Genomic DNA, 22,035 nt, shown 5'->3' with positions numbered 1-22,035 from the left:
TTAGAATGGGTTATATATTCTTTAAAAGCGATGTGACTTTTATTAAAAGGTGAGGCTGCTTTCAAAGTGGAAGTTGCGCAGCTTATCGTTAGATTAATCGTTAGCCTTCACATCTTTGTCGTTATTTTCTTCATTCATTTTTCTTTTCTTTTATTTTTCATCTTGCTAATTTTGCATTTAGTCTACAAATGGGACGCGTTCGTCTCATTTGAAAAATTAGTGCTGATCTCTCCCTTATCTTCGTGACGAAATAAAAATGGAATAAAATCATGAAGATGAATAAAACTAGATTATTAGAGAAAATATCTATTCAGTCCGGCGTCTCTTTAGATGAGTGTGGGACAGTGCTCAAAACTTTTGAAAAAGTTCTAAGTGAAGAACTTTCCCGGAAAATATATCGTTATGGCGGATGGATTCTATTATTGATCGCTTTATTTGTGTCTGTAACAGTATTCAGCCAGACAACAGGACGGAAAGGACGTCCGGTGCAGACCATCCGTGGAATTGTTATAGATGGAGACTCGAAGTTTCCGATACCGTATGCAACAGTAAAGCTATCTGAAAAAGAGGGGGCGGGTACGATAACAGACAGTCTTGGTCGTTTCAGTATACCGCAGGTTCCTGTCGGCCGACATACCGTAGAAGCTGCGTTTATGGGATATGAACCGGGCATTTTCAGAGAAATACTGGTGACCTCCGCCAAGGAAATATATTTGGAAATACCTTTGAAAGAAAGCGTGAACGAATTAAACGAAGTGATAATTCGTGCGCGGACGAACAAGGAAGAAGCAATGAATAAGATGGCTACTACCGGAGCACGTATGTTGAGTGTAGAAGAAGCGAGCCGTTATGCAGGTGGATTTGATGATCCCGCACGTTTGGTTTCCGCTTTTGCCGGAGTAGCTCCCAGCGTTTCTTCCAATGGAATTTCTATTCATGGCAATGCCCCACATCTGTTACAATGGAGACTGGAGGATGTCGAAATTCCTAATCCGAATCATTTTGCGGACATCGCTACGTTGGGTGGAGGAATCCTTTCCTCTCTAAGTTCACAAGTGCTTGGAAACTCTGATTTTTTCACAGGAGCATTTCCTGCCGAATATGGAAATGCCGTATCCGGAGTTTTTGACATGAAATTGCGTAACGGCAACAACCAAAAGAACGAAAATACCATTCAGGTGGGAATTATGGGAATCGATGTCGCTTCCGAAGGCCCTTTGAGCAAGAAACATAAAGCATCGTATATTTTCAATTACCGTTATTCTACAACCGGCCTTCTGAATCTTGAAGGAGGAACGATGGATTATCAGGACCTGAACCTCAAACTCAACTTTCCGACACGGAAAGCCGGAACATTCTCTGTTTGGGGAACGAGCCTGATTGATAAGTTCACCAGTGATTTTGAAAAGAACACAGAGAAATGGGATTATTGGGGCGACCGCAGTGAATCAAGAGACAAGCAATATATGGCAGCCGGAGGTGTCAGCCATCGTTATTTCTTTAATAATGACGCATCATTGAAGACCACGATAGCCGCTACCTATTCGCAACTCGACGGAGGAGCAACCTTGTTCAACCATTCGATGGAGTCTACTCCTTATATGGATCTTGATTCAAAATATACCAACCTGATATTTACCACTACCTTTAATCGTAAATTCAGTAACCGTTTTACGAACAAGACAGGATTCACCTATACCAATATGTTCTACAAAATGGATCTTTCCATTGCTCCTTATGAAGCCGAACCACTGGAAATTGTATCTCAAGGAAAAGGTAATACAAGTCTGATTTCAGCCTACAATAGTTCATCGGTGGGATTAACAGAGCGTTGGACCCTTAATGCCGGAATCTATGGACAGCTTCTGACTCTGAACAATAAATGGTCTGTAGAACCACGGGTTGGCCTGAAGTGGCAAGCTACTCCAAAAGCAACCTTTGCGTTGGCTTATGGAATGTACAGTCGCATGGAAAAGATGGATGTATATTTTGTTAAAACGAAAAGTACAGGCAATCAATCCGTCAATAAAGATCTTGATTTTACAAAAGCACAGCACATTATGTTATCATTCGGTTACAAGATTTCTGATAGCATGAATCTGAAGATAGAACCATATATCCAGTTTTTGCATGATGTCCCAGTAATGGCGGATAGTTCTTACTCCGTACTTAACCGTTCTGATTTTTATGTGGAAGATGCGTTGGTCAATAAAGGAAGAGGACGCAATGTGGGAATAGACATTACCTTCGAACGTTTTTTGGAGAAAGGACTTTATTATATGATTTCGGGTTCTTGGTTTGATTCCCGTTACCGGGGTGGGGACGGTGTGTGGTATAACACGAAGTTTAACCGTAATTATGTGATAAACGGACTCATCGGTAAAGAATGGATGTTGGGAAGAAATAAACAGAACATACTTAGTGTCAACCTGAAACTAACCTTGCAAGGTGGTGATCGATATTCTCCGATTGACTTGGAGGCAACGATGAATCATCCGGATAAAGAAGTGCAATATGACGAAACGAAAGCTTTCTCAAAACAATATTCTCCTATGTTGATTGGTAATTATACTGTCAGTTATCGTATCAACAAGAGAAAAGTATCACATGAATTTGCAGTGAAAGGACTTAATTTTACGGGTGCTAAAGAACATTACGGTCATGAATATAATGTGAAAACTGGAAAAATAGATGTCAGCGACAATTCTACGATATTGACGAATGTGAGTTATAAACTTGAATTTTAGAGATACGGTATAGAGTCTAACCGGAAAAATGTTTTATCTTCGTCCCCAATAAAGCGTATGACAACTGAAACACTTGCAACAGGTAGTGAATCTACCTTTTTATATCGATTTCTCGTTAGTCCGGACTTACGATGGATGCGGTATTTGGTACTTATCCTGGTGCTGGGGACGATCTCTTTCAATCAGGTCTTTATTATCTTTTTGGATTATAAGGATATATTGGGCGGATGGATTTACACATTTACCTTTCTTTACCTGCTCACTTATGTAGCGGTTATCTACTTGAATCTTTTCCAACTCTTTCCGAAATATTTGTTGAAGAGACATTATCTGACCTATTTGTCATTGCTTTCTGCTGCGATGATCGTAGCTCTGTTGATACAGATGTCAATAGAATACATGGCATATTCCTATTGGCCGGAACTCCATGCGCGAGGTTCTTATTTTTCGATGCACATGGTAGTGGACTATATTTCTTCTTTTATGTTATCTACGCTGTGTATGATAGGAGGTACGATGACAGTTCTTCTGAAAGAGTGGATGATTAACAACCGGCGTGTTTCACAAATGGAGAAAGCCCATGTCGTTTCTGAAGTGGAACGGTTAAAAGAACAGATCAGCCCTGAACTTCTTTTTAAAACATTGCACCAATCGGGAGAATTAACGTTGAGTGAGCCGGAAACAGCCTCAAAGATGTTGATGAAGTTAAGCCAACTTCTCCGCTATCAGTTGTATGACTGCAATAGGGCCAAAGTCTTGCTTAGTAGCGAAATTACATTTCTTACTAATTACCTGACATTGGAACAGACCTCCCGACCACAATTTTACTATGAATTTACTTCCGAAGGCGAAGTGAATAGAATGTTGGTACCACCTTTGCTTTTCATCCCTTTTGTACAATATATAGTCAAAGCAATAGACGAGCAACAGATACAGCCTCCTGTTTCATTGAAAACTCATTTGAAAGCGGAAAAGGGTACGATTATTTTCGCTTGCGCTTGTCCTGAAGTAAATCTCTTGTCGTCCGATAAAGGGCTGGAAAGAATCAGACAAAGATTGGATATTTTGTATGGAAGCCGTTACAGATTGTCATTGGCTGTCGGCAGTATATGGCTGGAACTGAAAGGAGGTGAGTCATGAGTATGGATACCAATCATGGTAATGACTTCAATAAAAATACCACTGATAGAAACATGAATGATAAAAGTGTCACTGCATTTCTATTGAGTCCCCGTTATCGGATATACAGGCATTTGCTGCTGCAATTGGTTGTTGTTTTGATAACAATCAATGTCCTTTGGTATGAGCCTTTACAAACAGTCTCTTTTGGGAGGCGACTGGGCGGATGTCTGGCATATTTTGCTTCTATGAATATGGTGATATATATAAACCTGTATGTATTGGTTCCTTATTTCCTGTTGAAGAATCGTTGGGGTAGTTATGTGTTGATGGCAGTCATTACAAATATAACAGTCATTACTTTTCTTTCAGTTACCCAAGGTTTGCTTTTTGAAGTGATTCTGCCCGGAAAAGATCCCAATGGCTTTGCCACTTTTATCAATGCTTTTTCGGGCATACTGACCATTGGCTTTGTCATGGCAGGCTCTGCAGCTATCTCATTGTTCATGCATTGGCTACGCTACAACCTGCGTATTGATGAACTGGAATCCACGACTTTACAGTCGGAACTGAAGTTTCTTAAAAATCAGATTAATCCGCATTTTCTTTTTAATATGCTGAATAATGCCAATGTCCTGATAAAGAGAAATCCGGAAGAAGCATCCAAAGTACTTTTCAAATTAGAGGATTTATTGCGCTATCAGATAAATGACAGTTCGCGAGAAAGAGTCTCGTTAGCATCGGATATCCGTTTCTTAAATGATTATCTGAATCTGGAAAAGATCCGTCGTGATAATTTTCAGTTTACGATGGAGGAACATGGAGAGACAGATTCCATTTGGGTTCAGCCGTTATTGTTTATTCCTTTTGTGGAGAATGCGGTAAAGCATAGTTTTGACAGCGAGCATCCTTCGTATGTGCACGTTTCGTTTAAAGTTGATAATGATAGATTAGAGTTTCGATGCGAGAATTCCACACCGGAAGTTGCCGTTAGTAAAGGTAAAGTCGGAGGGATAGGACTTGTGAATATTCAACGCAGATTGGGGCTGTTGTATCCCGGTCGGTATGAGCTGAAGCAGATAGAGAATGAAAATAAGTATACTGTAATTTTAAGTATAACATTATGAATTGTATTATTGTAGACGATGAACCATTGGCACGTGAAGCCATGAAGCTATTGATAGAAGAATCGAGTAACCTTCAATTAATCGGGAGTTTTAATAGTGCGTCCACTGCTTCCGATTTCATGGAGCAACATGTGACTGATTTGGTTTTTCTTGACATTCAGATGCCAGGGATTACAGGAATTGAGTTTGCACGTACGATTTCAAAGAAAACACTGGTCATTTTTACCACAGCCTACACAGAGTATGCACTGGACAGTTACGAAGTGGATGCGATAGATTATTTGATTAAGCCTGTTGAAGCGGAGCGTTTTCAAAAAGCTGTGGATAAGGCTTTGTCTTACCATTCTTTGTTACTGAAAGAAGAGAAAGAAGCCATCGAAACAGTGGTTACTGCCGACTATTTTTTTGTGAAAGCAGAACGCCGGTATTTTAAAGTCAACTTCTCCGATATTCTCTTCATTGAAGGATTGAAAGATTACGTTATAATCCAACTTAGCGATCAACGTATTATCACCCGTATGAGTTTGAAAGCCATATTCGATTTGTTACCCAAATCAACCTTCCTGCGAGTGAATAAGTCATATATTGTCAATACCGGTCACATCGAATCATTTGACAATAATGATATATTCATAAAATCGTATGAAATAGCTATCGGTAACAGTTATCGCGACGACTTCTTTGAGGGGTTTGTGATGAAACAAAGAGTGTGAGATCGTGATGTAGTATTATTCAATGTTTCTGCATTTTTTCAATTTGAAATATAAATAAGAAGATAAAGTGAAGTGCGAATATATGCAAATATGTTTGTTCTTATCATTTGGCATATATAAACAGCCCTCTATCCATCTTCAAAAGACGAATAGAGGGCAGTTGCCATGACGAGAAAAAAGTCGAAGTCTATTGCTTTGCTTCGTTATTTTGTTTCAGAAGAAATTCATCAATTGCTTTTTTAAGCTGGTCTTTAGGCATAGCTCCCTGCATGATTCTCGGTTCCTCTTTCATCGGAATCATCAATAGGGTAGGGATGCTGCGGATACCGAATGCTGCTGCCAGCTCTTGTTCTTTGTCCACATCAATCTGATAGATGTCTACTTTGCCGCTATATTCTTTGCTAAGTTCTTCCAGAATCGGGTGCATCACTTTGCAGGGACCGCACCAGGTAGCGTAGAAATCTACGATGGCAGGACGGCTGCCTTCAAATTTCCAATCGTTCGGATTGGCTTCATAGTTATATACCTTCTTTAAAAAATCTGCTTTATTTAATGCTACTACTTCCATTTTATTGTCCTCCTTTGTTGGTTCATTGCTTTTTTTATTTTCTCCGCTGTTTCCCGCGCAAGCTGTGGCTGCCAGTGTCAAGACGAAGACACTTAATAAGCTTTTTATCCGTTTCATATATTATTTTTCTTTTTGTTTTTATCTGATGCAAAGATAGACGATATAAAGGGACCATAAAATAGCAATTTGACAGAAACTCTTGGCAAAACTTCCCTCGGATAGTTATTGAACACTAAAATTTGTCTATTAATCTTTGGAAGATATAAAAATAAGCACTACTTTTACCGCGATAAAATGAGTATTCACCCTTTAAAATTGATGGAAAGGGTATTAATTATGTTGGAGTTATAATATTTTCAAATTAGGACTAAGTTGTCTCGTCGGGAGGATGAGGCTTTGCAACTTATTATTTTTTATATTGAACTGATGGTTCTTACATTGACCGCAATTCTACTAACAGGCGGCAATGGTTGATTAGTCCTGCAATCACATTTATTATTTTTTAAATTAATCACTTCAATGCGGTGGGAGGGTATTTTATATCCGTATCCTAAGCATTGGTATCACGTGTATTGCATCGTCGTTTGCCGGTGAGGCTGACAGGGAATGCTGTATGCGAATGAAAAAAGAGTATGGGAATACGATTAAAAGATTTAAGTAAACTGGGATACCAGGATAATGTTGCCCGCAGTCTGGTAGTGGACATTGTGAGCAAACATTGCAAATATGACACAAAAGAACAGATTGAAATGACATTGAGCGATATACTCGAGCATCCCGAATCTTACAAAAACAATGAAATATGGAATAAGCTGGCCGAACGCCTTTCGCCGACTATAATAGCGAAAGAGTTTATAGCTTATGATTTACTGGATGAGCCGTTGATGTATAAAACCTATGGAGGTAAATTTATCGAGACGCTTGCCAAACAACAGATGAACCTGGCTATGCGCTTGCCCGTAACAGTGGGTGGAGCATTGATGCCTGACGCTCATGCCGGATACGGGTTGCCTATCGGTGGAGTGCTTGCTACGGATAATGCGGTGATTCCGTATGCCGTAGGAGTTGATATCGGCTGCCGGATGAGTCTGACAGTATTCGATGCCGGAGCAGATTTTCTGAAACGGTATGCCTATCAGATGAAAGAAGCCTTGAAAGACTTCACCCATTTCGGTATGGATGGCGGATTGGGTTTTGAGCAGGAACATGAAGTGTTGGATAGGGAGGAATTCCGTCTGACGTCTTTATTGAGGGACTTGCATGGAAAGGCCGTCCGTCAACTGGGGAGTTCCGGTGGTGGCAATCATTTTGTAGAGTTCGGCGAGATCACTTTGCAAGAAAAAAACGTATTGAATCTTCCGGAAGGAAGTTACTTGGCGTTGCTGTCACATTCCGGTTCACGAGGATTGGGGGCTGCTATTGCAAAACATTACAGTCTGCTGGCACGTGAAGTGTGCAGGCTTCCCCGTGAAGCACAACATTTTGCCTGGTTGGATTTGAATACGGAAGAGGGGCAGGAGTATTGGATGAGTATGAATCTGGCGGGTGATTATGCCCGTGCCTGTCATGAACGGATTCATTTGAATTTGGCGAAAGCCTTAGGGTTGAAGCCTCTCGCTAATGTCAATAATCATCATAACTTCGCTTGGAAAGAGGAAATAACACCGGGACGTATGGCAATCGTCCATCGTAAAGGAGCCACTCCGGCGCAAAAGGGACAAGCGGGATTGATTCCCGGAAGTATGGCCACCCCGGGTTATCTGGTTTGTGGCAAAGGGATGGAAGAAGCGTTGAATTCGGCTTCTCATGGAGCCGGCAGGGCAATGTCCCGCCAAAAGGCAAAAGATAGTTTTACGCAATCGGCTTTGAAGAAGGTATTGTCGCAAGCAGGAGTAACTTTGATTGGTGGGAGCGTGGAAGAAATGCCGTTGGCATACAAGGACATTGACAGAGTGATGTATACGCAGGAGACACTGGTGGAAGTGCAAGGCAAATTTATGCCTCGCATTGTACGAATGAATAAGGAATGATGCGATGAAAGAAAAAGTCTATTTACAAATTACTTCCGGCAGAGGACCTGCGGAATGTTGCCGGGTAGTGGCTTTAGTGCTGTTTAGCTGTGCAAAAAAGAATAAGTATTTAATTAAAAAAAAAGAAGAAGATGATATCAGAGAAATATGGTCGTACCTATCACTATCCGTTCTCTCCCGGAACGACTAGTGATGACCGAATTAATCATACGTATTGGGAAGATATCCAACGGATTAAGACATTGGTGCATACCGAGAAGTTGGATGGAGAGAATAATTGTTTGAGTCAGTGGGGTGTCTTTGCCCGTTCGCATGCGGCTCCCACCACTTCACCCTGGACGAGGCAACTGCGGGAACGTTGGGAATTGATAAAGAATGATTTGGGTGATATAGAAATCTTTGGAGAAAATCTATACGCCATACATTCTATTGAATATCAGCGATTAGAAACGCATTTTTATATCTTTGCGGTTCGTTGCATGGATCAATGGTTGTCATGGGAAGAAGTGAAGTTTTATGCAGCTTTATTTGACTTGCCTACGGTTCCGGAGTTGAAGATAGAACCTGTTTCCGGTTTAACGCCGGAACTTTTAAAACAGGAAATCATCGATATGTCACAAGACCCGTCTGTTTTCGGTTCATGTGATCCGTGGACGAAAGAGGCTTGTACTCGTGAAGGAGTAGTCAGCCGCAATATCGAGGAATATCCGGTAAGCGAATTTGCGCATCATGTGTTTAAGTATGTGCGAAAAGGACACGTCAAAACAGATGAGCATTGGACGCGTAATTGGAAACGTGCCCCGCTTGTCTGGGAATTGAGTAATGAAAAGGAGAATAATGATGAATTGGAAATTGATAGAAGATAAATCATGGTGCTCACTCGAACAACAGTTCGAGTGGGTACGAGAAATGAATGTCGTCCCGCAAGATACTCGTTACCACGCGGAGGGAAGTGTGGCCGAGCATACCCGTATGGTGTTGGAAGCATTGCAGCAGTCTTCTGCTTATCAGACTCTCTCCACCTTGGAGAAAGAAATTATTTGGACATCTGCATTGTTACATGATGTTGAAAAACGTTCGACTTCCGTGGATGAAGGAGAGGGACGGGTATCTGCTAAAGGGCACGCCAGAAAAGGAGAGTACACTGCCCGTACTATTTTATACCGGGATTGTCCTGCTCCGTTCCATATTCGGGAGCAGATTGCGTCTTTAGTCCGGTATCACGGATTGCCTGTTTGGCTGATGGAGAAACCGGATTCTGTAAAGAAACTCTGTGAAGCTTCTTTACGGGTAGATACTTCATTACTGAAAATGTTGGCTGAAGCTGATGTCAGAGGACGTATTTGTGAAGATAAGAATGGGTTGTTGGAAGCTGTGGAACTGTTTGAGATTTTCTGCCGTGAACAAGATTGTTGGAGTAAACCGAGAGAGTTTGCCACAGATTATGCACGCTTTCATTACTTCCATGCAGAAGACAGTTACATTGATTATATCCCTCACGAACAGTTTAAATGTGAAGTGACGATGTTGTCAGGACTTCCGGGAATGGGGAAAGACTATTATATTCAGTCTGCTGGCATGGATATGCCGGTGGTGAGCTTGGATGCCATTCGTCGCAAGTACAAATTGAGTCCCACGGATAAGTCGGCGAATGGACGGGTAGTGCAAATGGCGAAGGAAGAAGCCAGAACGTATCTTCGCAAAGGACAGGATTTTGTTTGGAATGCTACTAACATAACTCGTCAGATGCGTGCCCAACTGATTGATCTGTTTGTTGATTATGGTGCAAAAGTGAAGATAGTCTATCTGGAACAGCCATATTACACTTGGCGTCAACAAAATAAAAGCAGGGAATATGCACTTCCTGAATCTGTATTGGATAAGATGTTGGATAAACTGGAGGTTCCACTGCTGACAGAAGCGCATGAAGTGGTATATCATGTGGTATAAGCAAAGGTTTCTATGCTACGGCTTTTCAAGTCATTCGCTAACTAACTACAAACCATTTGCAGGACATTAAGGGAAAACTTCCTTCCTATTAATTATAAACTTCTAAAGGATAGGGAGGAAAGTTATTTTTCATTAGTTGAAATCTATAAATGCAAGTTCTGTTTTTATAAACAGAACTTGCATTTATAAAAACAAAGCTTCTAATTATATAAATGAAAGCTTTATTTATAGTTTGCTGTTAGTGCATTGCAAGTTTGGTATTGGTTAAACACAAGTTTACTAGTAAGCAAAAGAAAGTTTATTATTAATAGATGAGTCGATGCGTCTATATGGATGGCAAAGTTCCTCTTGCAACAAGCAATTGCAGCAAGAGGAAGTTCATTTTAGAAGACTTATTGAATAACCTCATTTTAATTCCAAATGGATTTTACAGAAAAAATCTCCAGATTCTTTATATCAATATTATTTCCCCAAAAGCAGATTCCATCCTGATTGTTTTTTGCCGCTTTTCTTTCCATAGAATAAGAATATATCCCTCCGTCTATGAATACTTCGATGGAAGTTTTGTCTATGTATATATCGGCTGTAAGTTCCATACTGTTTCTGTCTTCGGGAGAATAAAACACACTGTTGATTGTATTTGCATTCATATCGTAATCTAAGATTCGCTGACCAAAAAGGTCAATGCCGGCACTTGTAGCATGAGATAGTTTGAAAGTCGTTTTGATTCTCAAAGTTCCGGCATTGCGAAATTCTTTAAGATGATCGTTTGCTTTATCAGATGTCAAAGATGCCCATTTTTTCAAAGGGGTAAATAATTGCTTGGTTTCTTTAATCGGATTACTGAATAGCCTAATTCCTTCTTTTGTCGTGTGAAGAGTTAGTTCTGTGGGCAATAGCATCATTCCATTAAATGGCATACCTGGGTGTGAAATACGTCCCCAGGCAATTTGTATGCGACGCCCGTCACTGTCGGGTATATTAGTATATGTTTGTCCTGCATACAGGCTTCCTTTGGTATAAAAATACTTTCCTGATTCCGGGATAAATGTTTTACCGTCAAATGAACCTAGCATATATGTACCTGTAGCTCCATACATTACCCATTTTTTGTTATTGGAATTTCCATCTACTGATAACTCAAAAAGTTCGGGACATTCCCAGAAACCTGTAACATGGCTTTCGTATTTCCAGATTTTCAGATCAGCGGAAGTGTATATGGAGTGTCCATCACGTTCATTCAACACCATTACCCAATGACTCCCGGGATTATACCAAAAAATTTTAGGATCTCGTGTGTCGTGACTATTCCAGATGTGCTTGGAGTCTATCACAGGATTATTTGTATATTTTGTAAATGTGCGTCCTTTGTCGAGGCTATATGCAATACATTGTACTTGCTTGTCAAGTCCGGCGGCCGTATATGCAACAATCATAGCCGGAGTGTCTCCTTTATTGTAACCGGCAGTATTACCATAATCTATGACTGCCGAACCGGAGAACATTCCACCTAAATGATCGGGATATAAAGCATCTGTCAATTCTTCCCAATGTACCAAATCTTTGCTTACAGCATGCCCCCAATGCATATTTTCCCATTCTCGCTCGAAAGGATTATGCTGATAAAAAAGATGATATTCTCCGTCATAATATACAAGTCCGTTAGGATCATTGATCCAACCTCTTTGGGTTGTAAAGTGAAATTGAGGACGGTTGTTTTCTTTATATAAGTTGTCCTCTCCTTTAATATTGTCATCCTGATAGATATTGCTTAATCCTTTTTCATTTCCTTCATAGCTGATTGTCAATGTTTTCCCTTTCAGATTGGAAACATCTTTAAATACCCAATAATCAGCTTCATCGTGAGCAAGACGTATAACAACCGATAGGGCAGGTTGGCCTTTTACCTCAAAGGTCATTTTATGTCGGTCCTCTTTATGAGAAACAGGGATATTTAAATATCTCTTATCGATTTTTATTTTGATTTCTCCTGCTGAAAGTGAATAGCCTATAAAAAGAAGAATATTGGCTAATATAGCTTTTTGAATAAGTAATTTCATGCTGTTTTTATATTATAACCTATTTGAATCTTTGGAATCACTGACAAATATATGTGTTTTTTGGTCTTTTTCAGTAAGTTCCTCTATCTTTATAAAGAAAATCATTTGTGCCTTTTAATGAGACAGACATTAAAGGCACAAATGATTATTATAATTTACCTATTGATTCCCTCATACAGGGATATATATTTGAAACTTCTTTATTTCCGGTCTTTTACATTCGGGAAAGTTAGCATTAGTGCAGGAATACCGGAAGCTGTATAAGAAGACAGGGGTGATGTTGATAATGGAACTCGCTCCAAGAACTTATTAGTCAGATTACGTTCCTTGTCACGGTTTTTCCAGCCGAGATTGATGCTGCGTTCTATATATTCGATGTATTGGGTTTGCCCGCAATCATTAATTAAAATAGGTATGTATTGGGCTAAGATGGCATTATAAATACCTTTTTCGTCTGCTACTTTATCTTGTGTTGGATCACCTTCCGGTCTTAATACTTTATTGGCTGTTGATTTTTTTGCTATAATATAATCCATAGCAGCTTTTGCATGATTCAGATAAGTCTGATCCTTTGTCTCAAGATAAAGCATTGCCGCCGCTCCCATACATGTAGCTTGGTTATAAACAGTTGTGGTCCAGTCGACACCGTCAGGATGCTCAGAGTCAGCTACCGCCCCTGTTGTCGTATTGAATAGATGTGTTGTAGACCATTGGTAAACATCTTTTGCTTTATCCAGATAGTCGGATTTGTTGGTAGCCTTGTATAATTCCATAGCAGCTATGACTGTTGGATAATTGATACATGCCATTTTTCCTAGAGCATCATCTTTCCAACCCCAGTACAAACCTCCGTTTATAGGGTCATACCCACCTGTATCTCTAGGATGCCGGTCTGGATATAATTCTATCGGTTTGCCGTACCATACTCTTTTGAAACCCTCTTCTGATATATCAAGGTAGTTTTTATCCTTAGTTAGCAGGTATGCACGGGCAAGTGAGCCTATCCACCACATCATATCATCGTTCAAATCCCAGTGGGAATAATCATACCAATCGAATGTGAATTCGTTAGAACATCCCTCGAAGTGCTTTTGCATCAGATCTAGATATTTATTATCTCCTGTGAGTTTGTAGGCGTTCATTATCATATCAAACATTGTGGCTTGTGTCCAACCTACAGCAATGTCTGATGTTCCGCCTCCTGCATCTCTGCGATAGACTTTGCGGGAATCTTGGAACAAGTTTTCATTGAATGAATCGTAAGCTGTAATTACATCATTGTATGTGAATCCTTGATCACCGGAATTGTTGTTGTCATTGGCATCGGAGTCGGAACATCCGAATAACATAGCCATCAGCATCCAACTGAAAACGATTATTGTTTTATTTTTATTCATAACTGTTCTTTTTTTATACATGTAATTAATGAAAGAGGTTATCCTCGTTAGGATAAGAGGATAATAACCTCTTTTCAAAATAGGATTGTTTTAATCTAAATTATACACCAGTAATTACGGAATCAATACTTCCATTGGTTCACTGTAATTCCAGCGGCGGACACTTTCTGTTGCGTAGTTTATACGGGCGGCAGCTCGTATAAATACTGTCCTGCCTGAGGGTATTGTGCCATTGGACTTAATGGTAACTTCTGTTCCGAAAAGAGGTTCAAAGTCTGTTCCCGTATATTCTATTTTGTTAGACCAACGATCGTCTCTTGCTCTATACCCCACAGTTGAAGAATAACTTACAAATAGTTGTATATCAGTCATATTCACGAAGCTGTCATTGTATTTCCCTAGAGGTTCTATCTTTTCTTTGAAAATTTCTTTGCTGACACCTCTTGTCACTTTTACTTTTGCTGTAATTTTACCATTACTAATTGTCGGCTCACCTACGAGAACTACTTTTAAGAAAGGCTCTACTTCAAAACGGACTTTTGTTACGCCTGATATTTCTTTCTCTATAGTTTCATCAGCTAAAGGTACTCCGTAGCCGTCTTCCCGCAATAAGGGGATGAATGGACCGTCAATACGAATATTGTAAGTGCCTTTGAATAATTTTGTATGCTGGAATGTACCGTCAGGCATACAATAAAAGTCAGGGTTATGCTGGACGTTATCGCCCCAACTAAGTTCGGTCAAGCGTACGCGAATACCTTCACTACCTTGGTCGGTCAGTATTCTTTCTCCTGTAGCTATATCTATCACTTCACCTTGCAATGTTTCCGCCGGTTCGTCGTAATTGTCAACGCTGAACATATCACAGGAACCGAAAGTGAACAGTGTACACAATAAAGTACAAAATGTTATCTTTTTCATATTCTATGTTTCTTAATTAGTTTTTTTTATATCACTTATCTTTTATCGATTAGGCTGCTGATCGATTACCGGACTCTTAGTTACTTGTCCACCTGGTATTCCGAAGTAGTAGTCAATAGTACTGTAATCGGCAGTTATGTTTGAAGTCCATTGGAAACGAGCGTCAAAGAAATACTTACCAGCTTGGGTTGAGAAGAAAGGATATAATCCACGGAAACGATAACGGGAATTACTGCTAAACTTATCTTTATCTCTTGTTTCACCCCAGAATCCGCTTCTATTATTGTAGTCTTGTACACGCCAACGACGTAAATCCCATTTAGTCTTATGTTCAAAGGCTAATTCTTTACGACGTTCTTTCCGTACGATGTCACGTCCTCCTTCTGTAGCTGTCAGGTTACTTGTCAACAGAGTAGCTCCTGCACGTTCACGGATATCATTTACCGCTTTGGTTGCCAGCTGGAGAAGATTTTCTCCATCAGGAGATGTTACTCCGGCTAAAGATAACTCTATTGCTGCTTCGGCCGCATTGAGCAGAACTTCAGCATAACGCATCAATATAAAAGGTTGAGCTGATTTTCCTTCGCCTGCCGCAAACGATGGATCTGGGTTCAGCCATTTACGTCCATAAAATCCGGTTATTGCCGATTCTCCCTGGTCATAGAACGGACCATTTTCTCCTCCTGCAGTCATATCTTTACCGTCATATTTTACAACTTCTTGATTTTCCATCTTAGGACTGAGATATAATGTTTTGGGCTTGCCGGTATATGCATTTAAATCTTGGTAGTGAGTGTCAGCATTGGCAAAAGAGTAATCATTGAAAAAAGGTTTGATTGGAGTTGCTCCGGTATATATTCCCGCTCTGATTTCAATTTCTCTACCTTTAAACATGTCACCGGGGAAGATTACATAGGCACGTAAGCGAGGTTCCGCATTTTTAAAGAAATCCATCGGTGTATTAAACAGCAGATAGTTGCCATCGGTGTTGGAAGCACCGTCAGTTACTTTCATTGTTCCGTCAGCATAATGTTCGAAGCCATCAAATAATTCTACAAAATCAAGAGTTGGACACGTTTCAGATGATAGCGGAGCGCGGAATATTAGTGGAGCACTGTAAGCGTCATATCCGTGTGTGATGGTTGGATATATGTATTTTCTTACATATATATTTTCCGGACTAGTCAGATCGCTAAACATATCTACCATATTCTGGTATTGAGCTTCTTTATCGTTTGCTGCCCATTTTTTCTTATAAAGATCATAACCACCATTTATCATTACTTCACGGGCTGCTTTATAAGCTTCAGTGAAATATTTTTTGGATGCATCTTCCCATTGGCTCTCGTCGAATCCGATAACACGTACGCCTGTTTTGCGTCCTAATCCTGTAAGACGTCCTTGAACTGTTTCATTATATTTAGCAACGGACCCTGCGTATAGCATAGCTTCAGATTTGAATGCTAATGCGATGTATTTACTTGAATAGCCATCCTTTAACGGTTTGTTACTTAATAGTGATATGGCTGTATCAAAGTCAGATAACACCTGATTCCATGTCTCTTCCTCCGATGAGCGGGGAACTTCCAGCGTATTTTCGTCAGCCGGATATTGTATCACTCTCGTAACCAGCGGCACACCACCATAGCGCTTTGCCATCGTGTAAAAGACAAAAGCTCTTACGAAATAAGCCTCACCCATATAGTGATTATAAACATTACCAGCAAAGTTTCCTTCGTATTTCGGCAAGTTCTCAATTAAAAAATTGGCATCACGCAACAAAGGAAATGATTTTCCCCAGTATTGAGTATCTTCTCCTGTAAAGCTCTTGCAGATGTTATCTCTGCCTACGGCTTCACCTGTTCCTTCAATACCGAATGCACCTAACCAGGAATTGAAATCAAATCCCCATTTTGCCATATATTTAAAATCTTCGAAAGGCATATTACTGTACATTCGTGCCATATAAATATCCATTCCCGATTCACTTCCTATTAAGTCTTTATCGGTAATGAGATTCTTGGGAGCAATATCCAGATCATTGCAACCGCTGAATAATAAGATACTAAACAATGATAATATAAATATCTTTTTCATATAGATAATATTTTAAATTATTTTTTTGTCCAAAACCTTAAAAAGAAAGAGACATTCCTACTGTGTAGGTTTTGTTTAACGGATACATTCTACCCAGATCGTCGTCAGGATGTTCCGGGTCGACAAATTTCACGCCTGTTATTGTAAACAGGTTGTAGGCATTGGCAAATATGCGAAGGTTCATGGTCGACAAAGCTTTTATCCGAGGAAGGGTATAGCCAATTTCTATACTCTTAAGACGTAAATAAGCTGTGCTGACGCGATTGAATTCAGAGTTCCCTTTTGGATAATGGCCCGTATATCCATAGTGGCCGCTTACCCATTGAGTCTTCGGATCGTAGGGATCAGCCAGAGGGTCTGTCGGATGCCAACGATCAAGGAATTGCTCCAAAGCACCTCCGCCATTTTCACCCCATATATTGTATAAAGGTTCTTTATATTCCATAGAACCGAGGGCAGAACCTTGAAATAATATGTTCAGATCAAAATTTTTATATGCGAAATCCAAATTCAAACTGTAATTTAACCAAGGTGTTTGATCGAATGCGAAAGGATGTTCATCTTGACCATTGATTTCACCATCTCCATTCCAGTCTACATACTTGTAATCTCCAGGGAGTATATCTCTGTCTTTATAAATAGGGTATGTCCAGATATCATTCCAATCAGTGTAACGTCCTGCTGAATTATAACCGAATTGAACGCCTTGATAACGGTTGTTCAAATTATCATTGCGCCATCTGTCATAAGAACTGGACCAAGGACCTTTATCGACTGCAGTCATGTGTTTTCTGCGAGTAATAGTACCTATTGCTTTTACTTTATAAGAAAAATCTCCTATTTTATTCCGGTGTGTAAGCTCCAGGTCTATACCAAATTGACGGTCGCTGTTAACGTTCTCTAATGGAGCTTCAGCACCTACAACTGTTGGTAAATCTCCGCTACTACGGGCAAACATGTTCTTACGGCGGCGGTCGAAGTAATCAATCACAAAACCGAATAAACCATCCCATCCCTCAAAGTCTACACCAATGTCGAATGTTCTTGATTCGTACCATGAGATACCCTCATTAGGAAGAGGTTTCGGTGAGGCGGCATAAACGAATTTATCACCAAAAACAAATCCCGGAGCGTAATGATTATAATACCCTTTTTCTGCGTTTTCGCCGGTAGCAGGATAATTATATCCTTGTGCCCATTCATAATTCCAATTATTACTTAAATCATCTCCCAATACACCATAGCTGGCACGTACCTTCAACTGATTCACAAAAGAAAGAGCAGATATTGATTTGAAAAACGGTTCTTCAGAGATACGCCATCCTGCTGATATGGAAGGGAAGAACCCCCATTTATGCCCTTTGGCAAATTTGGAAGATCCATCATAACGGAATTGAGCTTCAAGTAGATAACGGCTTCCGTAAGCATAATTTATTCTACCTATTAAAGCTGAATTAGCTTCCTCGTAAAGATCGGAGTTACCCGAATACATTCCACCTTGTTGGGCAGTGTCTTCGCCTACAAAAAGATATGGAACGCTGAAGGCAAGATTGCGTTGGGCATAGAAATTATCTCCCTGACGTTTCTGAGTTTCCCAACCGACTAATCCACTTATGGAATGTTCTCCAAATGTGCGATTATAATTCAATATCAACTGAGCCAGAGTCTGTTGTTTATCGTACATTTTTCGGAGGAGGTTGCTCGGAGAACTGTTGTTGTATAATTTTTGAGTATAGGTATCAGTCAAATCATCATAAGCATATTGATAATATTCCTTACGGTAACTTTCATTGTTGTCCAATCGGTAATCGTAACTAAACAATGCTTTTGCCGACAAGCCTTTTAAAACTGGTGTTATTGTTCCAAAATCAAAATTGAGTGATGCTGAAGATTGGATATTTTTCTGTTTGTTCTTTTTGTATCCTGACACATCGGAAGTCATGAAGGCAACCGTATTATTTTCCAATTCTAATCCTTTGTAATTTAGCATTGTATTTTTCGGATCGGCATACGCAGGATACAATACCCCTTGTGACCAATAGTTGCGAATAATATCGACTGAACTGTAATAAGGAGAATTTCGTTCATCGAGGAAAGCACTAAGATTGAGTTCGAAAGTCAATCCTTTAAGAATTCTTGTCGAGATGTTAGAACGAATATTATATTTCTCATAATTCAAATCTCCTGATTTGAAAAATCCTTCCTGATAGAAATATCCCATACCTATATAATATTGGGTTCTTTCATTTCCTCCTGAGATGCTGATATCGTGTTGAGTTTGAGGAGAGTGATCTGAAAATATTAATGAATTCCAATCTGTAGCTCGGCGGGAACCATTGCGGAAAGCTTCGAACTGATCTTCACCGTATATAATATTCCCACCATCTACTTTATTCATCGCCTTTTCATTATATAAAGTCATTGTTCCATACGGATCGGCCAGTTTAGGCATGTCAGATGGCTGTTGGATGGTAAAGGAACCATTGTATGAGACTTTTGTTTTTCCCTCTTTTGAGCCTTTTTTAGTAGTTACTAATATAACACCATTGGCAGAACGTACCCCATAAATAGCAGCCGAGGCATCTTTCAGTACAGATATATCATCAATGTCATTAGCATTCAAACGCTGGAAGTCTTGCACGTCACGAGGAACACCGTCAATGATGACCAATGGAGCATCATATCCACGAATATCAAAGTTATTACTATAAGACCCGGGTTCGGCACTTTTTTGCCATACGCGTACTCCGGAGATTTTACCGGTAAGCATATTCTGCGGATTCTCATTTTTTGTTTTCAATAGGTCGGTACTTCTCACTCCTGCTATTGCACCAGTAAGGCTTACTTTTTTTTGTACACCATATCCCACAACCACTACATCACTAAGAGTGATGTCATTGGATTTCATAGAAACATTGATTTGTGTACGCCCATTCACTTTTTCTTCTATAGAATTATAACCTATAAAAGAGAATACTAAAGTAGCATTATCTGGAGCTTCAATACGATATTGACCATCTATACCGGTTATCGTACCTACGGTTGTGTTCTTGATTACAACATTAGCCCCGATTACAGGTTCATTGGTTTCATCTGTAACAATACCTGATATGGTTCTTTTCTGCGCCCATGATGGTGAGCTCAAAGTCAGAAGAAACACCATAAGAATGCAAGAATACAGATATTGCATTTTTTTTGCACGTTGTGTTTTCATCATAATGATAATTATTAAAATTTAGTTATGTTTTTATTCAGTATGAACTGGTTGCTACTCGAATCTTTAGCCTGAATAGGCAAACAAGCAAAAGATTCGAGTAAGAACAGTGTCTTTTTTAGTTTAATTCGACGCTGTGGAATACCAGCTTATTTTCATTGCTGCTCTTTTCTCCATTAAATACACCTATGGCTAACACTACATTACTGCCGTTAAATTGAGCTAGGTCGTATACGAATGTAGCATAGGTATTCGGGTTGTCCGGACCTCCTGCATCATGTTTGAACTTCCAACAACCATTTTCTGCAGCAGCTGCTTCTTTGGCCGTATTAGATATTGGATTTAGATTGACGAATGTTCCGTCTTCTTTGATAGCAGTAAGTTTAAAGAATGTCCATTGATCACCAAACGTGCGGGTTTTCAACGTTAATTTATTATTTCCTTCTGCAATTGCAAATTTAGCATAGAAGTAGGCCTCGGGTTTATTGGTATTAGCGGCTCCGTTCCCTGTTGTTTTTATCAGATAACCTTCACTGGGGAATACTTCTGGGTCTTTTACTGTCGGCATAAATGCCCAACAATAGGCTATATGATTTACATTTCGCCACTCACGGTATGCTGCATAATAATCGCCGCTACCACCGCGAATGGGGCTTATTCCAGTGAATGATTTAGTTGTTTGAACCATTGTTGAACGGACCATTTCTGCAGTTAACTTCCATTCTTCCAAACCTGTGATAGCGGTGCCGGGCAACCAGTTCCATCCTTCAACTTTTTGTGGAGCGAAGCGTATAGCGCGAAGAACCAATTGTTTCCAATAATCACCTGCTGCGGTACGATAGATTCCGATAGCTATAATAACTTCTTTTCCAACATAGTCACTTAAGTCAAAATCATAATCTGTATAACTTTGCGAACCACAGGTTTTGGTTTCTCCCACTTTCACAGCTACAGGTTCTGCAGCAGAAAGATCTACTACTTGCACTCCAAAATACGCCGGTGCTTTGTCATCTGCATTATGGGTGCGGATTCTTAATGACAAAATCTTATTATCTTCCGTGATTTTCTTGCTACCATAAGTATAAGAATCAAATGCGTCCAGATTAGCCGGATTTTTTTGTTCGTCACCTGTATTTCTGATCCTTAAAGTGCTTCCTTCATTCTGTTCTTCCATATTACCCCAGAAACTCAAAGTACACATATAATCGGTTGACCAATCCCAATGAGGATAGCTATCAGCATTTTTTCCGCCTCTGTATTCATTATAAAGCCATTTATCAGCCTCTTTCAAATCATCAGCTGTTAAACCTGGTAATACTTCTACTCCACCCAGACGAATATCGAGAGTGGTTATCTTATCTATAAACTGGGCTTTCTTGATATCCCTTGAAACTGCTACATAACCGGTTTTACTAAATGTAATAGAATAATCATCAATAATGAGACTTTCAAATAAGTATGTACCATCATTGGCGGTAGTTGTAGTCAATGAACCCAGTTTTACTGTTACCCCTGCAAGAGGAGCATTGTTGTTCTTAGCATCAGTTACAGTACCCATCACCTTTGCTGCTGCACTTAGCATCTGAATACTTATAGATGCTACTTTATTAGCATCGAACTTGCTGGCTAAAACAGTTGCGCTGGTAGTCAGATAATCTTTTTTGGTGAATGTAATGGTACGTTTATCCATAGGTGCATTGGAGAAAGAGTACTTTCCATCGGCACCAGTAGCTGTAGAACCTTCGACATCAGAAATAGTAACTGCAACACCACTGATAGGCGTGTTGTTTTCGTCAGTTACCATACCTGTTACAGTACCATAGTCAGACTTGGTCGAATCATCGTCATCGCTACACGAACTAGTTGTGAAAGCGATAGCTCCCACTAACATAAAGAACGTAAACGTTCGTAAGTTTTTCATTAGTTTCATACGCAATTCAAAATAAAGTTTTTTGTTTTTCATAATTAAATATCTATGTATTGTAAGTTTACCGGAATTGTCAAATGTGTTTTTCTTTTTTTCGATTTTTATATGCATTATAATTCGTTGTGTAATTTTTGGCAAAAAAAGAGTATGACGGTTAATTTATAG

Annotated in this window: 14 protein-coding genes; 7 read left to right on the top strand and 7 right to left on the bottom strand. The window is 39.7% G+C overall.

Annotation, left to right across the window (positions count from 1 at the left end):
* Positions 1-269 precede the first annotated feature (269 nt).
* The 4 genes from KFO40_RS10260 to KFO40_RS10245 are packed head-to-tail and all read left to right on the top strand — an operon-like array spanning position 270 to position 5,706.
* Complete coding sequence (locus KFO40_RS10260; protein ID WP_211146319.1) at positions 270-2,747, top strand: TonB-dependent receptor; 2,478 nt, start codon at positions 270-272, stop codon at positions 2,745-2,747.
* Positions 2,748-2,804: 57 nt separating this feature from the next.
* Positions 2,805-3,887: a sensor histidine kinase gene (locus KFO40_RS10255; protein WP_009039901.1), complete on the top strand. Its 1,083-nt coding sequence runs from the start codon at positions 2,805-2,807 to the stop codon at positions 3,885-3,887.
* A complete protein-coding gene (locus KFO40_RS10250; protein WP_211146318.1) occupies positions 3,884-4,993 on the top strand; it encodes a sensor histidine kinase in 1,110 nt (369 codons plus the stop codon). Before KFO40_RS10255 ends, KFO40_RS10250 begins: the two co-directional genes overlap by 4 nt.
* A complete protein-coding gene (locus tag KFO40_RS10245; RefSeq protein ID WP_009039899.1) occupies positions 4,990-5,706 on the top strand; it encodes a LytR/AlgR family response regulator transcription factor in 717 nt (238 codons plus the stop codon). The genes KFO40_RS10250 and KFO40_RS10245 overlap by 4 nt, the downstream gene beginning before the upstream one ends.
* Positions 5,707-5,893: 187 nt before the next feature.
* Here the strand turns inward: KFO40_RS10245 and trxA are convergent, their stop codons facing one another.
* Positions 5,894-6,391 (bottom strand): thioredoxin, encoded by a 498-nt coding sequence (gene trxA, locus KFO40_RS10240; RefSeq protein ID WP_118219463.1) that lies wholly within the window; start codon positions 6,389-6,391, stop codon positions 5,894-5,896.
* 515 nt (positions 6,392-6,906) lie between these two features.
* Here trxA and KFO40_RS10235 point away from each other — a divergent pair.
* From KFO40_RS10235 to KFO40_RS10220, 3 genes are all read left to right on the top strand, one after another.
* A complete protein-coding gene (locus KFO40_RS10235) occupies positions 6,907-8,304 on the top strand; it encodes an RtcB family protein (RefSeq protein WP_211146317.1) in 1,398 nt (465 codons plus the stop codon).
* 131 nt (positions 8,305-8,435) lie between these two features.
* Entirely contained in the window at positions 8,436-9,170 is a 735-nt protein-coding gene (locus KFO40_RS10225; protein ID WP_008025652.1) for an RNA ligase family protein, read from the top strand.
* Positions 9,145-10,254 carry an AAA family ATPase gene (locus KFO40_RS10220; protein WP_211146334.1) on the top strand — a complete coding sequence of 370 codons (1,110 nt, stop codon included), beginning with the start codon at positions 9,145-9,147 and terminating at the stop codon, positions 10,252-10,254. Before KFO40_RS10225 ends, KFO40_RS10220 begins: the two co-directional genes overlap by 26 nt.
* 410 nt (positions 10,255-10,664) lie before the next feature.
* Here KFO40_RS10220 and KFO40_RS10215 read toward each other — a convergent pair whose 3' ends face one another.
* The 6 genes from KFO40_RS10215 to KFO40_RS10190 all read right to left on the bottom strand — a co-directional run bounded on the left by KFO40_RS10215 (position 10,665) and on the right by KFO40_RS10190 (position 21,906).
* Entirely contained in the window at positions 10,665-12,314 is a 1,650-nt protein-coding gene (locus tag KFO40_RS10215; protein ID WP_008025648.1) for a glycoside hydrolase family 32 protein, read from the bottom strand.
* 200 nt (positions 12,315-12,514) lie between these two features.
* The gene (locus tag KFO40_RS10210; RefSeq protein WP_008025645.1) at positions 12,515-13,711 is read right to left on the bottom strand and encodes a glycoside hydrolase family 76 protein; all 1,197 of its coding nucleotides are present in this window, start codon (positions 13,709-13,711) and stop codon (positions 12,515-12,517) included.
* 114 nt (positions 13,712-13,825) lie between these two features.
* Complete coding sequence (locus KFO40_RS10205) at positions 13,826-14,632, bottom strand: DUF3823 domain-containing protein (RefSeq protein ID WP_008025643.1); 807 nt, start codon at positions 14,630-14,632, stop codon at positions 13,826-13,828.
* Positions 14,633-14,674: 42 nt separating this feature from the next.
* Positions 14,675-16,729: a RagB/SusD family nutrient uptake outer membrane protein gene (locus KFO40_RS10200; RefSeq protein WP_008025641.1), complete on the bottom strand. Its 2,055-nt coding sequence runs from the start codon at positions 16,727-16,729 to the stop codon at positions 14,675-14,677.
* 37 nt (positions 16,730-16,766) lie between these two features.
* Positions 16,767-19,946, bottom strand: coding sequence for a SusC/RagA family TonB-linked outer membrane protein (locus tag KFO40_RS10195; RefSeq protein WP_008025639.1), 3,180 nt, complete (start codon positions 19,944-19,946; stop codon positions 16,767-16,769).
* 115 nt (positions 19,947-20,061) lie between these two features.
* Entirely contained in the window at positions 20,062-21,906 is a 1,845-nt protein-coding gene (locus KFO40_RS10190) for a carboxypeptidase-like regulatory domain-containing protein (RefSeq protein ID WP_248005574.1), read from the bottom strand.
* Between the last annotated feature and the right edge of the window lie 129 nt (positions 21,907-22,035).

This window comes from Bacteroides sp. 1001302B_160321_D4, from assembly GCF_015667765.1.
Lineage (GTDB): Bacteria > Bacteroidota > Bacteroidia > Bacteroidales > Bacteroidaceae > Bacteroides > Bacteroides xylanisolvens.
Note: the sequence above shows the minus strand (reverse complement) of the source record. Positions and strands in the feature narration are given on the sequence as shown.

Coding starts and splice junctions, on each gene's coding strand:
- KFO40_RS10225 (WP_008025652.1), top strand. CDS start 8,436: ATGATATCAGAGAAATATGGTCGTACCTATCACTATCCGTTCTCTCCC.
- KFO40_RS10200 (WP_008025641.1), bottom strand. CDS start 16,729: ATGAAAAAGATATTTATATTATCATTGTTTAGTATCTTATTATTCAGC.
- KFO40_RS10195 (WP_008025639.1), bottom strand. CDS start 19,946: ATGATGAAAACACAACGTGCAAAAAAAATGCAATATCTGTATTCTTGC.
- KFO40_RS10205 (WP_008025643.1), bottom strand. CDS start 14,632: ATGAAAAAGATAACATTTTGTACTTTATTGTGTACACTGTTCACTTTC.
- KFO40_RS10215 (WP_008025648.1), bottom strand. CDS start 12,314: ATGAAATTACTTATTCAAAAAGCTATATTAGCCAATATTCTTCTTTTT.
- KFO40_RS10260 (WP_211146319.1), top strand. CDS start 270: ATGAAGATGAATAAAACTAGATTATTAGAGAAAATATCTATTCAGTCC.
- KFO40_RS10210 (WP_008025645.1), bottom strand. CDS start 13,711: ATGAATAAAAATAAAACAATAATCGTTTTCAGTTGGATGCTGATGGCT.
- KFO40_RS10250 (WP_211146318.1), top strand. CDS start 3,884: ATGAGTATGGATACCAATCATGGTAATGACTTCAATAAAAATACCACT.
- KFO40_RS10255 (WP_009039901.1), top strand. CDS start 2,805: ATGACAACTGAAACACTTGCAACAGGTAGTGAATCTACCTTTTTATAT.
- trxA (WP_118219463.1), bottom strand. CDS start 6,391: ATGAAACGGATAAAAAGCTTATTAAGTGTCTTCGTCTTGACACTGGCA.
- KFO40_RS10220 (WP_211146334.1), top strand. CDS start 9,145: ATGAATTGGAAATTGATAGAAGATAAATCATGGTGCTCACTCGAACAA.
- KFO40_RS10190 (WP_248005574.1), bottom strand. CDS start 21,906: ATGAAAAACAAAAAACTTTATTTTGAATTGCGTATGAAACTAATGAAA.
- KFO40_RS10245 (WP_009039899.1), top strand. CDS start 4,990: ATGAATTGTATTATTGTAGACGATGAACCATTGGCACGTGAAGCCATG.
- KFO40_RS10235 (WP_211146317.1), top strand. CDS start 6,907: ATGGGAATACGATTAAAAGATTTAAGTAAACTGGGATACCAGGATAAT.